Genomic DNA, 15,157 nt, shown 5'->3' on the forward strand with positions numbered 1-15,157 from the left:
TAAAATATGAACAGACTGGTAGGTGTTGGTTTTTAAATAAATCCTTTTGTATAATATAGCTGAATAACAAAGAAAAGTAAGGTAAAAAACCATACGATATAAGGATGGTAGCTGAAATTATTCTTCAGGATATAGTGTAAAGCTTTGAAAAGCTTGAAGATCCCGATAATTCCAATGATAATAAAAACCAGAAAAACCAGAAAGAACAAATATTCTCTTGTTCCATAACTATTTATCTTGTCCAGGTTTTGTATATAAGCATCTACATTCAAAGTTTGTCCCAGAAACATAGCCGAACTGACTAATATAAAAAAAGGAGTAGAGGTGTATACGGTTGTATAAATAAAAGAAAATAATAAGGTCCGGAAGGTGACGGTATTCACTTTTTCTTTTTTGTACCATAATATCGCAACGGTGAATACTACCGCAGTAATATTATTCATCAAAAATATAAAGAGCGCTTTTTCTACCATACTGAGCCCTTTGATCTTTGAAATAATATTATGCTCACCACTATAATCCATTAAAATTACAGAGACAATCACGGAGGTATATACAGATAGTTTGATAGGAGAAAGGTAGTCGTGAAAACGTTCAGTTTCCTCTTTTTCCATCTCGTGAGCAGAAAGGTCATAACATCGGCGGGGATCCTGAAACAATTTGAAGATCGTTACAGGAACCAGTAAAATTTCAATAATAATCTGAAGGCACAGCTTCTCAAAGCTATCGATTAATTTTTCAAACATGTATGTGTATTTTTGTATTTAGGGAACGTTTGCAATTTAATTATTTTTTGCAATACATCTCAAAAGTGAATAAAAAAAGTGGATGATTCGCTCGGAATCATCCACTTTTTTATCTAAAAGGTTTTTATTTTGGCAGTCCTTTTTTCAAAGCGATATGGGCTTTTTCTACTGCTTTTCTTTCTTTCCAGTCCATATACCTTTTCTTGTATCTGGCTTTCATAAAGTTATCAAAATTACGCTGAACAGCAAGATTCCAGAGAGAATGTGCTTTTACCGCCCAGCTTTTATCCCAGGCACGCAGGGAAATAGAGAAAGATCCGTCCAGATATTTCATCCAGTGCCACCAGCCTGTAGGCATAAATAAGGTATCTCCGTGTTCCAGAAAACATTCAATGCCTTCAATACCATCTAATGCCGGAAATTTTTCAAAATCAGGATTGGCGATATCATAATCTTCCAGTGCATAGGTGGCATAAGGAAGTTTATACAGACGTGTTTTCCACTTGTATTCAAACAGAAGAACATGCTTTCTTCCATTAAAATGGGTATGGAAGATATGCGGCATATCAATATCGTAATGAAGGAATGTCACAGAACCTTTACCTCCGAAAAACATACTGGGATATTTATCTAAAAATCCACCCATAAGATTCTTTGGCGGAACATAGTCGTCCAACAGTTTGGGCGCAAATTTTATAGGGTCAAAGAAAAAAATTCTCAGATCAGTAGGCTCTTTCTGAATAAGATCAACATAATCACGAAAAGGCATTTTTGTAGTCGGAGTATTGATAGGAGCGGCAGGATCTGCTTTGGAACTATCATAAAGGGGAACTTCAACATCGCCTACTACTTCTTTCATGTAATCCATCGTCCATTTCTGATAAGCGGGCCACTTTTTTGCCATATTTCTGATTACCACCGGCTTACATGGCTTTAGATATTTTTCACGGAAATCTTCCTGTGAAATGTCATCTACAATATCAATTGGTTTAAGGATTATTCCCATTCGTTCAAATTATTAAGCTAAAGTATTAAATATTTGTGATAAAAAGATGGAAAGAATTAAAATTATTTGGAATTAATATAAATAAAGAGTAAAATGCAGATTTACACCTTACTTTTTTGGAGTTATTATGATGAGGATGTTTCTGTTATTCTTTTAATTCTATTGTGTGCAAACGATAAACGATATTTGTAGAATACAATAATTGTATGTATCATTGTTTTATTAAAAACAGCCATGAAGCGTATTTCGACTATTCTTCTTTTGCTTGTATTTGCAAGTGCTTTTTCACAGAAATCAACAAGGATTTTTACTTCAGATATTGATAATTTTTGGATGGCTTATGACAGCATTCAAAAAACAAATGATTATTCCGGAAAGCTTGATCTTATCAAACGACTCTATACTGATAAAGCAACAAAAGGGTTAAAAGCTTTTATGGATGCCAGAGATTATAACGATAGTGTATATGTAAAAGTCATAGAAAAATACCCTAAATTCTGGAATTCAGTAAGGCCGAATACCTTAATAATAAAAACCAAGACCAAAGAGTTGGAAGCTGGTGTTGTCAGGCTGAAGCAATTGTATCCTGAACTTAAAGATGCCGAAATGTATTTTACAATTGGGGCACTTAACTCTGGCGGAACTGTGAGCGGAAATATGGTATTGGTAGGTGCAGAACTTGCCAGCGGAACAGAAGCAACAGAGGTCTCAGAATTTAAAGATGAATGGCTGAAGGGTGTTTTTGCCAATCAGTCTCCGGATAATATCGTTTCCCTGAATATTCATGAATATATCCATACCCAGCAGAGCGGAAATCAAAACAGGGTTTTAAACCAGGCTATAAAGGAAGGATCATGTGATCTGATTGCCGAACTTGTGATGAATGAACCTTTGAAAAGGAAATATATTTCATACGGAATGGCTCACGAAGCTGAAATTAAAGCTCAGTTTAAAAAAGAAATGTTTAGCGGTAATCTTCCCAACTGGTTTTATAATGGAAGACAAAAAGGAGAGGGTGCGGATTTAGGATATTATGTAGGCTATGTGATCAGTAAAATGTACTACCAGAATGCAAAAGATAAAAAGCAGGCCATCAAAGATATTATTGAGCTGAATTATGATGATAATAAAGTTGTTGAAGATTTCCTGGGCAAATCAAAGTTTTTCAAGGAAAAAACCGCTGATCTTTTGAAAGAATATCGTAAGAAACAGCCATATGTTGTAAAAATAGATCCTGAAAATGGCTCTGCGAGCGTAAGTACTGATATAAAAGAACTTAAAATTACTTTTTCACAGGAAATGGTACCCGGATACTATTCTTTCAATCTTTCAGATAAAGGAAAAGAATATATGCCGATGACCAAAGTGAAAGGAATGGAAAATAATGATAAAACGTTGGTCTTGGGAGTAGATGTAAAGCCCGGCAAAGAATATGAATTTATACTTACCAATAAAAGTTTCAGGTCTAAAGAAGGATACCCTCTGAAAGATGAAAACCTGGTTATAAAATTTAAAACGAGGGAAAAATAGTTTGATTACAAATGAGCGATAACCAGCTTTTATATACAGTTTCAATAGTTTGCTTTTTGATTGTTATTGGATCTTTCAGTATTACAGAAAGTTTGGGGTAAATATATTCCTGTTCTGTTTATGGGGCTCGGTTTTATATTATCATTTGTTGTTTGGCAGAGTTCGAAAAAAGCTGCAATAGTAAAAGCTTAGTTTGCTTTGCGTAATTCCATTCATTAGAAAATCATTATATTCGGCTTCGTAAAAATAATGATATGCAAGTATATGAAGGGATTTCTGTGGGGTTGTATCTGTTATTAATGATAGGTATAGGCATATATTCTTATAGAAAATCAACAAGTAATTCAGAAGAGTTTTTAATTGGCGGCCGGAAAATGGGAGCTGCCGTAACAGCATTATCCGCGGGAGCAGCCGATATGAGCGGATGGCTTTTGATGGGGGTTCCGGGAGCAATGTATCTGTCCGGAATTTCAAGTTCGTGGATTGCGATAGGGCTAACCATTGGTGCTTATCTCAATTATATTATTGTAGCCCCAAGACTCAGAATTTATACCGAAGTGGCACAGAATGCCATTACGTTACCTGTATTTTTTGAAAACAGGTTTAAAAATAAAAATCAGCTCCTGAAAATTACATCGTCCATTTTCATTCTGGTATTTTTTACCCTGTACACTTCTGCGGGAATGGTATCCGGAGGAAAATTATTCGAATCTGCTTTCGGAATGGATTATACGGCGGGCTTACTTCTGACAAGTCTGGTGGTAGTGCTGTATACATTTTTAGGTGGATTTCTGGCTGTAAGTCTTACAGATTTCGTGCAGGGCACCATCATGGTCTTGGCATTGGTGATTGTTCCGATTGTAGCCATCACACAGATCGGAAGTGTGGGCGAAACGTTTTCTCTGATTGAAGCAAAAAATCCAAAATATCTGGATTTGTTCAGAGGAACAACGACTGTAAGTATTGTGTCTTTACTGGCATGGGGATTAGGATATTGCGGCCAGCCCCATATTCTGGTACGTTTTATGGCCATTGATAAACCGAAAGATCTGATCAAAGCAAGACGCATCGGGATTACATGGATGATCTTTACTGTTGCAGGAGCTTTGGCCATAGGATTGGTAGGAATCGCTTATCTGCAAAAATTCGATATGAATACCATGATGAAGTTTGACGGATCAAAGACGGAAGCAGAAACTATTTTCATTTATTTCTCCCGTATATTATTCCATCCGTTCATTGCAGGATTTCTACTTACAGCCATTCTTGCAGCGGTAATGAGTACGATTTCCTCTCAGTTATTGGTGACTTCAAGCTCATTAACAGAAGATATTTACAAAGCTTTTCTTAATAAAAAAGCAACTCCTAAGCAGTTATTAATAGCAAGCAGGCTTTCTGTTTTACTGGTAGCTGTCATTGCTGTACTTTTATCTCTTAATCCTAAGGATAGTATTCTCAATCTGGTAGGAAATGCATGGGCCGGCTTTGGTTCTGCATTCGGACCACTGATCCTGCTGTCTCTTTTATGGAAAAAGGCAACATGGCAGGGAGGCTTTGCCGGGATGATGGTAGGGGGAATTATAGTGTTAGCCTGGGTTTATCTGCAACATCCGCTGAAAGACTGGTACGAAATCATTCCTGGGTTTACGCTTTCCCTGCTGACTAACGTGATTGTTTCATTATCAACATATAAACCAGATGCTGTTATTGAAAGTGAATTTAATGAGGTTAAAAAAATTATGCAGGAGTAAACCCCAGAACTTAGATATTACATTTTATTAAATAGAATTTCCCCTTGCACAAACAAGGGGTTTTTTATGAATCTCAGGTATGCTGATGAAAAATATTTATCTTTAACATCAAAAATCTGCAACCTTCAGATGAAAATATTCTAAAAATAGAACTTTTAGTCCCCATTGAAAAAACTTTTACACCATTTAAAATTCAGACTACATCAAAGTTTCAGGCTGCTAAACCTGAATCCAAGAGCAAGTATTCCTGTTCTGATCATGCTTGGAGCACTGATTGTCGTGAAGCTGCCTGAAGCCTGTTATTATCCACCTTTGTTTTTTATACTGGCATTGCTGTTTCATTATGAAAGAAAAGACATTCCTTTTTTGAAAAAAGTTTTTGTCACCAGCTGGCGATGGGTTATTATGTTGGAGGCTGCATTTATTTACAGTATTGTACTTTGTGGAAACATCCATTATAAACTGGAGAAAACCGCATTGTTTTCATTACCTGCATTGGTCTTGCTGGCTTTTATCACACCAAGGACAAGATCCTGGCTGGCATTACAATGGAATTATATTCCGGATGATTTATTTGAATGGAAAAGTTTTCTGAGAAAAAATACCTGGCTAGCCATTTTAGGCTTTATGGTGATCTGGGGTTCAGCTTATCATCCTGTAACGTTGATTCTTGCGGGAGTATTTGCGCTGGATTATGTCTCACATATTTATGAGCTTAATGAAAATAAAGAAATGCTTGAAATGTATTTCAGGAAATATACTTTAAAAGAAAAGCTCAGAAGAAATTCTCTGTTTTTTAATGTTTTGCTATTGCCTGCGTATGGTTTGTTTCTCGTTCTGCATCCTGCTGAAACGTTGTACATCCTTTATTATTTCATCTTTATGAATTTGTATTTCTTACTGATTCTGACCAGGAAATACAAACAGTATCATTATAAAGAAAAGGGGAATTACTTTAATATGGGAGTTTTTATTGAATATACAATATGCAGTATGACCATCATTCCTGCAGTATTTATATTGAAAAAAAATATAAAAGAAGCTTCTCAAAATATCAAAACTTATGTTGGAGATTAAAAACGTACATGTTCATTTTAAAAATCAGAACGTTTTAAACGATCTGAATCTAACCATAGAAGAAGGCTGCATTTTAGGATTGCTTGGAAAAAACGGAGCTGGAAAGACCACCTTGTTTGAATCTCTGTACCAAAGTACTCCGTTTTCCGGAAAGATCACATGGAAGAACGAACAGTTGAAACGGGAAATGATTTCCTATCTTGAAACTGAAAACTATTTTTATCCCTACATTACAGGAGAAGAATACCTTGCTTATTTCACCTCAAAAAAAGAAGAAGAAATTAAAGGCTTCCTTGAAAGATTTAATCTTCCTTTAAAAAAATATGTACAGTATTATTCCAGCGGAATGAAGAAAAAGCTTGCCCTTACGGGAATGCTCATGCTGGATAAGCCTATTAATATTCTGGATGAACCTTTCAACGGAGTAGATTTTGAAGGAGTTCATATTCTTTATGATATTATCAGACAGTTGAAATCTGAAAATAAAGTGGTGGTGGTAAGTTCCCATATTATTGAAACCCTTTTTCATACCTGTGATAAAATTGCTCTTCTTCAAGATGGGAAAATTGAAAAGATCTACAGAAAAGAAGATTTTGGTCAATTGAATGCTCTTAAATTTTAAAAATAGAATCGCAAAATTTATTAATATTTAACAGTCTGTGCTAAAGGTGCTTTGCCATTTTTTTTTTTACTATTTTTCCATTTCAAACTAATAACTTATTTATTATGAAAAATCTAAAAAAAATTGCGAGACAAAATTTAAAATCAATCACAGGAGGTCGCCCGCCTGCAGCCAGTGAATGTATGGCATGTGGTTGCCCAACCCCGATCTGTTATTATCTTAATGGAAACGGCGGCGGTGGAGGTTGTGGAACCCTTTTATGTGCATAATCATCTTATGAAAAAAATAAATCCTTCTATTTTTGGAAGGATTTACTTTTATACTACAATTGAGCTTTTGTATCATTCCTTTTAATAATTAACATAATAAGTGCAAGGATAAAGCCTATAATGCTCGACCATATTATATTTTCAATACCATAATGGGCAATCCAGCTCCCTCCAAGCAGAGTTCCGGCTGTAACTGCAAAATTCCCGCAGGAAGTAAAAATACTGTTGATGAACTCAGAGGTCTCTGATGAGGAGGACGTTACATTGATATTGCTGATCAGAAAACCTCCGGAATGAATAAGCCCCCAAAAGGTTACAATCAAAATCATCGGTATAAAATAACTTCCGTAATGCCCAATCAGAAGGTGGATTCCGGATAATAAAATCAGGAACACAAAAGTAGTCTGAAACGGAAACCTGCTCATATATTTTCCTGCAATTCTGTTTCCTGCAATTCCTGCGGTTCCAAACAGAAAAAATAGTATACTGATCTGTTTCCCGTTAATTTGGGTGACATTCTTTAAAAAATCTGCCATATAACCATAAGTTGAATACATGGCTGCAATGATGAAGAATGCCAGAAAAAGCCCGTTCCATAGATGTTTATCCCGGAATATTTTACTGGGAAATTTACCTGAAGATGCTCCCGTATTCTGAATGGATGGCAGATAAAACCATACTCCCGCCAGAGCAACTCCATTAATGGAAGCGGTAAGTAAAAAAGAGGATTGCCAGGAAAGCAGGTCAGACATAAATGTTGCCAATGGCACTCCTAAAACCGTTGCTAGTGTAAGCCCGGAAAAAATAATACTAACAGCCCTGGATTTCTCTGCAGGATCTGAGGTTTGCCCGGCGACAGATAAAGCAATGGACCAGTATACCGGATGAAAAAATGCAGGAATCATTCTAACGATGAGAAGGAGATAAAAATTGGTAATAAATGCAGACAGGATATTGGCAGCAACAAAAACCGATAAAGAAAAAATCAATAAGTTTTTCCTTTTGAAAGAAGACAATATAAGAAGCATGAACGGCCCGAAAACAGCAACGATCAATGCAAATGCACTCAGCAGCCATCCCGCTTTTTCAATGGAAACCCGGAATGCGGAAGCGAGTTCGGGTAATACTCCAATCACTCCGAACTCTGTAGTGGTAATTCCGAAAACACCTAGTGCCAGTACATAAAGATTTCTGTTCATATTCATTATTTTTTTGCAAATTTGCAGAATAGACTATCAGAAAACTATATACTTACCTTTTAGTTCTATACTTACCTTTCTGAAAGTGTAAATCTAAAAAACGTTGTTATGCCTGAATTTTTCCATGATAAAAGACTGTATTATACCCCTATTGAATTTGCGTTAAGCCATATCGGCGGAACATGGAAGATGCCGATTTTGTGGAGACTGCAGGAGAAGCCACTCCGTTTTAGCGAGCTTAAAAAGGATATTCCTCATATTACAGATAAAATGCTCACCAGTCAGCTGCGTGAGCTGGAAGCTAAAGAGATGATTCACAGGGAAGTATTTCCCGTAATTCCTCCAAAAGTAGAGTATAGTCTTACAAAGAAAGGAGAGAAAGCCATTCCGGTTATTGAAACTATCATGAAATTTGGTTACGATCTGATTAAGGATGAGGGAATTGTCTTCCCGCCTAAAGAATGATAACACTTCATTTTCTGTTACATAAAGCTTTTTTTATACCTTCACCATAAAATTGATCCAACAGTATGAAGCTGAAATTAGGGATATTAGATCAGTCACCCGCTACCATGGGCGGCAGTGCGGCATCTGCATTGAAAAACAGTCTTAATCTTGCTGTAATGGCTGAAGAAACAGGGTTTCACAGCATCATGTATTCCGAACATCATGGAGTAGAAGCTTATGGAAGTTCCAGTCCCGAGCTTTTAGCTGCAATTGCTCTCAGCAAAACAAACCGGATTAAAATAGGAACTGCCGGAATCATGATGAGAAACTATTCTGCCTATAAGATTGCAGAATGGACTAAAATGTTATCAACACTATATCCTGAACGCTTTATTCTCGGCCTGGGAAAAGCTCCCGGAGGTTTAAAAGATGCTGTCATGGCACTGAACAATCATAAACCGGTAGTTTTATCCAATATGGAAACAAAGCTGGAAGAGATCATTCAATTCATAAAGGACGAAGAAGGAGTTTATGATGGACTTATTGCACAGCCGACTCATGTACAGCATATTCCGGAAATTATGTGGCTGGGCTCAGGAATGACCTCCGCCCGGGAAGCTGCAAAGCATGGAGTTGGATATTCATTCGCTGCTTTTATGAATAGTGAGAACGGAAAGGAAAATACAGATACTTATCTCAGAGAATTTGACATAACACAATATTTTTCCCGGCCTTCTCTGCAGGTTGCCGTATCGGTATCAGTAGCAGATACAATAGAAGATGCCAGACGGAATGCGTACGGAATGGCCTATCAGTTTTTACAGTCCCGGAAATTAGAAAGTCCGGATGCGGTTCTTTCTCCGGAAGTGGTGGAACAGAAGATTCTGGGAACCAAGGATGAAGAAGAATTCTATACGGTTTTAAACAGAATTATTATAGAAACACCGGGATCTGTTAACCAGAGATTAGATGAAATTGCCCAAAAGTACAATACCGATGATCTCCTGATATTGTGTAATATGTACCGGGAAGAAGACCGCATCAACACGTATAAAAGTATCATTAAAAATAACAGATAAACTCCGCAGTATGAAATTCTGCTGTATGGTGGAGTTTTATACTATAATTCAAACCCATGAAACAGAATATTTCAACATTCTATATCATTACCGGAGGTCCGGGAGCAGGAAAAACAACGTTGCTGGATGAATTAAGCCACCGTGAACTGATAACTGTACCTGAAGAAGGAAGGAGAATCATTAAAGAACAGATGGATTCCGGTGGTGAAGGGCTTCCATGGCTTAACAAAGAACTTTTTGCAGAACTGATGTTCGAAGAATCCGTAAAAACCTACCTGAGAATAAGTCAGACAACTTCTGCAAAACCTGTTTTCTTTGACCGTGGAATACTGGATACACTTGGTTATATGAAACTTGAAAATATTCCTGTTCCGGAATCTATGGAGGTTAAAGCAAGAGAAATGATTTATCATAACAATGTTTTCATTCTGCCGCCATGGAAAGAGATTTACGAAAATGACCCTGAAAGAAAACAAACCTTCGAAAAATCTATGCTTACCTTTGAATGTATGAACGAAATTTATCAGGAATATGGTTACAATACCATAGAAGTCCCGAAAATTTCAGTAGAAAACAGAGCCCGTTTTATCCTTGACAGGCTCATATAAAGTATTTTTCATCACCTATTAATTATCACTCATCGATTATCAATTATCAAGTATGAACCATCTTCCTTTTGAAAAAGAACTGATCGAAATGGCTGACAAAGATCTGTCCATAAGAGAAAAACTATTGCTGGCTGGAGAATTATCCGGAGGCTATCATCCCGAAATGGAAAAGATCCATAGAGCCAATGCACAACGGCTGCGTGAAATTATAGCAGAAATCGGTTATCCTACCATCTCAAAAGTAGGTGAGGAAGCTAATGATGCAGCATGGCTGATCATCCAGCATGCTATCGGCGAACCCGAATTTATGAAAACAAGCTACGCTATGATGGAAAAGCATTGTAATGATATTAATCCTATCCATAAAGCCTATTTATACGACAGGATTCAGGTTTTTCAGGGTAAACCTCAAAAGTATGGTACCCAGCTGACCTCTGAAGGAATAATTTATCCCGTAGAAAACAAAGAAAAGTTAAATACAGAACGCGAAAAGGTAAATCTGCGGGTCCTTTCCGAATCAGATATCAATAAAATCCCGGGGGCCGAAGACATTCCGGAAATTGATAGCAAAGACGCTGAATATACCGCCTGGAGGAAAAAAACAGGATGGATTTAAGACTCTTTTAATAAAGGTCTCGGATCAAACAGAACTTTTAAAGTACGGATCTTTCCATCCTTTATGTGATACCATCCCGAAGATTCTATTGTTTTTTCTCCCATATCAATATTGTACCAGAAACAAACATCTTCACCGGAAGTAAAAGTCTTAAGAATTTCATACTTAAACTTCATCTGCTTCATATCTTTGATGTAAACAGAGGCTCCTTCTCTCTTTCCCATTACCCCTATAAATTTAAAATCAGGATCAAGACAGCTTTCTGCCTTATCGAAATTTTCTTCATTTAAATATTGGATAAACAGTTCTGCTGTATTTTGAATTGTAGTGTCCATAATATTCTGTTTATTGTCTATACAAAATTAACGGATCACCGGAGATTCTTCTTGTGACTATAATCACAAAAGCTTATCTATTTTAAAGCAGGAATTCTTCCTTTTGCATAGGCAATCTGCTCTTTTTCCTTGTCCTGATCAGGATTGTTTTTAAGGTACATCTGATAATATGTTGCGGCATTCTTAGACTGCTTCAGATTGAGATCATAAAGAAGCCCCAAACGGTAATAAATAATATTGCTGGTACCAAAAGTTAATCCTCTTTTATAAGCTGTCACAGCATCATTATACTGGTTTTTAGCTTCATAAATGCCTGCAAGTGCAGCATAATAAAGGTTGGTGTGATCTGAAATAGCTTCGTCAATAGTCTTTTGTGCATAGATGGCAGCATTGTTATAATCTTTCAGTTCACGATAGCTCAGGGCCATAAAATATAATGTGCCTTCATTTTGTACTCCCATATCTTCCAGTGTTTTATAAAGCGTAATACATTTCTGATAATCCTTTACATAAAAAAAGGCCTGTCCCAGATCATTCATAACATTAACATCAGCATGGTTTTTCAGGAGCTTTTCACCTGTTTCAATCACTTCCGGATATTTGTGGAGTTGGTTGGCTGCCGGCAGTAGAGCCTGCAGTAAAGTAAAGTTCTCAGTATCGGCTGCAATGGCTGTTTTCAATACATCATACGCAGACTGGTATTGTTTGAGGCTGATGTAAGTTGCAGAGAGATCATAAGCCACATCAGGATCTGCAGAATTAAGGATATTGGCTTTTTTGAGGTAAGAAAGTCTGGACTCAGGTGTTTCCGCATAAGCAGCGAGCTGTTTAAAGGCACTGAAGTTAAGACTGTCCAGCCGGATAATCTGCTGAAGATACGTTTGGGCATTGGAAACATTTCCCCGCCTGGAATTGATACTTGCCAAACTGAATAGGGTGGGCAGGCTGTCGGGTTGAATGGTGTTGATCTTCAGATAATTTTTTTCTGCTTCCGGTAGTTTTCCGGCCATCATATTACAGTAAGCAATTTGTGAAAGGGCTTTTATATCCTGTGTATCTCCGGGATATATGCTCTGAAGATAAGTAGCCGCATCAGCATAACGTTGTGTTTCGTAATACTCAAGAAGTTTTTCAGTATCAATTTTTGCAGACTGGGCAGTAAGATTTTTAAAGCTTAATAGAATAATACACAAGCAGATTCCTCTTTTCATCATGGTTATTTTTAACTAAAATATAGGTTATTTACCAGGCATCCAAATTTTAGTCTCACTTATCGGGGATTTTTTTATTCTGAATGGTTTATGATGAAACACTAAGTCAGATTTCTTATATTCACTTTATATAAAAATCAGGCAAAAGATATGGAAATAAAAACTGTACAGTCATTCATTGATTATTATGAAAAAATAAGAGAGAGAACCAACCGCATTATTGAAGTTGTTCCTCCTGAGCATATTGATTTTTCCTATAAACCGGGAAAATTTACCATTGGAGATCAGATAAGACATATTGCAGCCATCGAAAGGTATATGTACGGCGAAACCATATCAGGAAGGAAAAGTGCTTATCCGGGTTGTGGTAAAGACATTGCCGACGGCTATGGGGATACCGTTAAGTTTTTTAACGAAATGCATAGGCAGACGCTTGAAATCATCACAGGGCTTTCAGATGAGGATCTTACCAGGAAATGCCTTACTCCTGCCAATCATGAAATTTCTGTGTGGAAATGGCTCCGGGCTATGATAGAACATGAAATCCACCACAGGGCAGAATTATATATCTATCTGAACCTTCTGGATGTAAAAACGCCACAGATCTATGGATTTTCTGCAGAAGAAGTACAGGATATGAGTGTGAAACTATAGTGCTGAAAGGGAATAGCCGAAGAATATTCAATCGGTTGAGGTTAATTTGTATATTAGCCCATTCAAAAAAATAATAATGGCCAGACCTCTTATCATCCCTCTTTTGCTATTCTTAAACAGTGCATATGCACAGACTCATCTGGAGCTTAAACCAGGAGACACCCTGAAATATTCACCACAATCTTACAAACCATCATGGATCTCAGTACAGTCGGCTGATGCTAATCTGGGAATTGCTTTGTTCATGGATGGAAAGAAACTGAAAGAACAGGATGATTCCAGAGGAATAAAAAGTATCGAGCGCCTGTATTTTACTCCTGAAAAAGGAAAGAAATATGAAGTAAAGATCTGGGCTAAATCTTATCTTGAAAAAAGTAAAATCGTAAAAGTATCTATTGCTGAATCTAAAAGCGTACCTGTTCTGAACGGCCAGTTCAGTTCCGATCAGTTTGTGGAAGATCTCAGAACATTCCGCCTGATCAGGGGAAAAGCAAATTCCGGACTCTATGTGTACAGAAGTAAAAAGCAGATAGACAGCATCTACCAGCAGGCAGAAGCGGAAGCCAGAAACAGTAAAAATATTTTTGATTTCTATAAAATCATTGCCAGACTTACCGGATTTGAAGGAAGCTGCCATAATTATACGGATTTACCTAATCACGCCTCCTATTATCTCACCCAGAAACCTGAATATCTGCCCATCACTCTGAAGAATATTGACGGACGCCTGCTTCAGGATTCAAAAGAGGCAGCAATACCTCTTGGTGCCGAAATTCTTTCCATCAACGGAGTTCCTGCAAAAGAAATGATCAGCCGTTTCTCGCAATACTATTTTTCTGATGGCTATTCCATGCCTTACAAGGAAACAACAGGTTTTGAAAGAGGAATGCTGGATAAATTTTATATGGAATTCGGAAACCATAAAAATTATGTGATCCGATATCAATGGAATGGTGCCGTAAAAGAAGTTTCTCTGGAAGGAATACCATTGGAAAGTTTCAAAAAACTTCAGGAATCAAGATATTCGCTTGCCTTTGACAAAAAACTGCTGTCTGAAAAATATAGCTTCAGCAAAGAAGGAGAAGGAATTTACAGATTATCTTTGAGAGGATTCGATTTTGCCACCGGAAAAGAAGATCCGGCCTATAAAAAATTCAGTGTTTTTCTTGATCAGATGATGGATACTCTGGAAAAGGAAAAAATACAGAATCTGATCATTGATCTCAGAGGAAATACAGGAGGCACAGGAGCTCTTTATGAAAAAGTATTCTCTTATCTTACACAAAGACCTTTCCGTGACAGTCACTATGCGTACACCCAATTCAATGAAGTCCCCTTGGAGGAAAAACTCATTATAACTCCTCTTTTTCTCTCTAACGGAGTACAGGATAAACATGGCCTTAATGCCTATCTGAAACAGCTTTACCCTAAAAGTGTTCAGGGGAAATATTACTGGGCAGATGACAAGAATCCATCCGTTTTGCCTAATGAAAGAACTTTTAAAGGACAGCTGTATCTGCTTGTTGATCAAAGGGTAGCTTCTGCAGCTTCACACCTTGCTTCCCTTATTAAATCCTATACCAATGCTGTTGTGATTGGAAAAGAAACGGTAGGAGGCTATTATGAACATAATGGCCATCTTCCATTAGTGTATGAACTTCCCAATACCGGAATCCAGACCGGATTTTCTATTGTTCACGTCATCCAGGATGCTCAAAATCTTCCTGATCAGAAAAGAGGACAGGGGATTATTCCTCATGTGACAATACAGCAGACCGATCAGGAATTTCTTGATCAGACCGATGTTTATCTGAAAAAAGTAGCAGAACTTAGAAAACAATAAAAAGTTTTTCACACGCATAAAGCCAGCTGTAAATTCATTGTTTGCAGCTGGTTTTTTTATTCTAACAGTACAATAATATTTTATATTATTTCTATTTTAAGTGATAAATTTATCATTTTCATTTATTAAAAATTGTTAAATATTTATTTGATATAGAGGTGTTT

16 protein-coding genes are annotated in these 15,157 nt (G+C 36.9%); 11 read left to right on the forward strand and 5 right to left on the reverse strand.

What is annotated here, in order from left to right; all coding sequences use genetic code 11:
- Window positions 1-32 precede the first annotated feature (32 nt).
- Both ACLI50_RS11620 and ACLI50_RS11625 read right to left on the reverse strand, forming a co-directional pair.
- Entirely contained in the window at window positions 33-746 is a 714-nt protein-coding gene (locus ACLI50_RS11620) for a hypothetical protein (RefSeq protein WP_411413838.1), read from the reverse strand.
- A 124-nt stretch (window positions 747-870) separates the two neighbouring features.
- The gene (locus ACLI50_RS11625) at window positions 871-1,752 is read right to left on the reverse strand and encodes a cupin-like domain-containing protein (RefSeq protein WP_411413839.1); all 882 of its coding nucleotides are present in this window, start codon (window positions 1,750-1,752) and stop codon (window positions 871-873) included.
- 234 nt (window positions 1,753-1,986) lie between these two features.
- Between ACLI50_RS11625 and ACLI50_RS11630 the strand changes: the two genes are divergently transcribed.
- The 5 genes from ACLI50_RS11630 (at window position 1,987) to ACLI50_RS11650 (ending at window position 7,001) form a co-directional block, all read left to right on the forward strand.
- Window positions 1,987-3,282, forward strand: coding sequence for an Ig-like domain-containing protein (locus tag ACLI50_RS11630; protein WP_411413840.1), 1,296 nt, complete (start codon window positions 1,987-1,989; stop codon window positions 3,280-3,282).
- A gap of 254 nt (window positions 3,283-3,536) precedes the next feature.
- Window positions 3,537-5,033, forward strand: a complete 1,497-nt coding sequence (gene putP / locus ACLI50_RS11635) for a sodium/proline symporter PutP (protein ID WP_411413841.1) — start codon at window positions 3,537-3,539, stop codon at window positions 5,031-5,033.
- A gap of 165 nt (window positions 5,034-5,198) precedes the next feature.
- Entirely contained in the window at window positions 5,199-6,110 is a 912-nt protein-coding gene (locus tag ACLI50_RS11640) for a hypothetical protein (protein ID WP_343640388.1), read from the forward strand.
- Window positions 6,097-6,732 carry an ABC transporter ATP-binding protein gene (locus ACLI50_RS11645; RefSeq protein WP_034698637.1) on the forward strand — a complete coding sequence of 212 codons (636 nt, stop codon included), beginning with the start codon at window positions 6,097-6,099 and terminating at the stop codon, window positions 6,730-6,732. Before ACLI50_RS11640 ends, ACLI50_RS11645 begins: the two co-directional genes overlap by 14 nt.
- Window positions 6,733-6,836: 104 nt before the next feature.
- Complete coding sequence (locus tag ACLI50_RS11650) at window positions 6,837-7,001, forward strand: bacteriocin-like protein (protein ID WP_156106547.1); 165 nt, start codon at window positions 6,837-6,839, stop codon at window positions 6,999-7,001.
- Window positions 7,002-7,054: 53 nt separating this feature from the next.
- On the opposite strand, the gene ACLI50_RS11655 is transcribed toward ACLI50_RS11650, so the two are convergent.
- Window positions 7,055-8,200, reverse strand: a complete 1,146-nt coding sequence (locus ACLI50_RS11655) for an MFS transporter (RefSeq protein WP_411413842.1) — start codon at window positions 8,198-8,200, stop codon at window positions 7,055-7,057.
- A 108-nt stretch (window positions 8,201-8,308) separates the two neighbouring features.
- On the opposite strand from ACLI50_RS11655, the gene ACLI50_RS11660 reads away from it, so the two are divergent.
- The 4 genes from ACLI50_RS11660 (at window position 8,309) to ACLI50_RS11675 (ending at window position 10,950) form a co-directional block, all read left to right on the forward strand.
- Window positions 8,309-8,665 carry a winged helix-turn-helix transcriptional regulator gene (locus tag ACLI50_RS11660; protein WP_110009755.1) on the forward strand — a complete coding sequence of 119 codons (357 nt, stop codon included), beginning with the start codon at window positions 8,309-8,311 and terminating at the stop codon, window positions 8,663-8,665.
- 65 nt (window positions 8,666-8,730) lie between these two features.
- Window positions 8,731-9,726, forward strand: coding sequence for an MsnO8 family LLM class oxidoreductase (locus tag ACLI50_RS11665; RefSeq protein ID WP_202842980.1), 996 nt, complete (start codon window positions 8,731-8,733; stop codon window positions 9,724-9,726).
- Window positions 9,727-9,782: 56 nt separating this feature from the next.
- On the forward strand, window positions 9,783-10,334 hold the full coding sequence (locus ACLI50_RS11670; protein WP_411413843.1) for an AAA family ATPase: 552 nt from the start codon (window positions 9,783-9,785) through the stop codon (window positions 10,332-10,334).
- 52 nt (window positions 10,335-10,386) lie between these two features.
- Window positions 10,387-10,950 (forward strand): DUF6624 domain-containing protein, encoded by a 564-nt coding sequence (locus ACLI50_RS11675; protein ID WP_411413844.1) that lies wholly within the window; start codon window positions 10,387-10,389, stop codon window positions 10,948-10,950.
- Here the strand turns inward: ACLI50_RS11675 and ACLI50_RS11680 are convergent.
- Complete coding sequence (locus ACLI50_RS11680) at window positions 10,947-11,285, reverse strand: nuclear transport factor 2 family protein (protein WP_411413845.1); 339 nt, start codon at window positions 11,283-11,285, stop codon at window positions 10,947-10,949. The two genes, ACLI50_RS11675 and ACLI50_RS11680, sit on opposite strands and share 4 nt — an antisense overlap.
- Before the next feature lie 77 nt (window positions 11,286-11,362).
- Window positions 11,363-12,499 (reverse strand): tetratricopeptide repeat protein, encoded by a 1,137-nt coding sequence (locus ACLI50_RS11685; RefSeq protein ID WP_411413846.1) that lies wholly within the window; start codon window positions 12,497-12,499, stop codon window positions 11,363-11,365.
- 147 nt (window positions 12,500-12,646) lie between these two features.
- On the opposite strand from ACLI50_RS11685, the gene ACLI50_RS11690 reads away from it, so the two are divergent.
- On the forward strand, window positions 12,647-13,150 hold the full coding sequence (locus tag ACLI50_RS11690; RefSeq protein ID WP_411413847.1) for a DinB family protein: 504 nt from the start codon (window positions 12,647-12,649) through the stop codon (window positions 13,148-13,150).
- Window positions 13,151-13,226: 76 nt separating this feature from the next.
- Entirely contained in the window at window positions 13,227-14,993 is a 1,767-nt protein-coding gene (locus tag ACLI50_RS11695) for a S41 family peptidase (RefSeq protein ID WP_411413848.1), read from the forward strand.
- Window positions 14,994-15,157: the final 164 nt, after the last annotated feature.

It is taken from the genome of Chryseobacterium cupriresistens, assembly GCF_046614675.1.
GTDB lineage: Bacteria > Bacteroidota > Bacteroidia > Flavobacteriales > Weeksellaceae > Chryseobacterium > Chryseobacterium cupriresistens.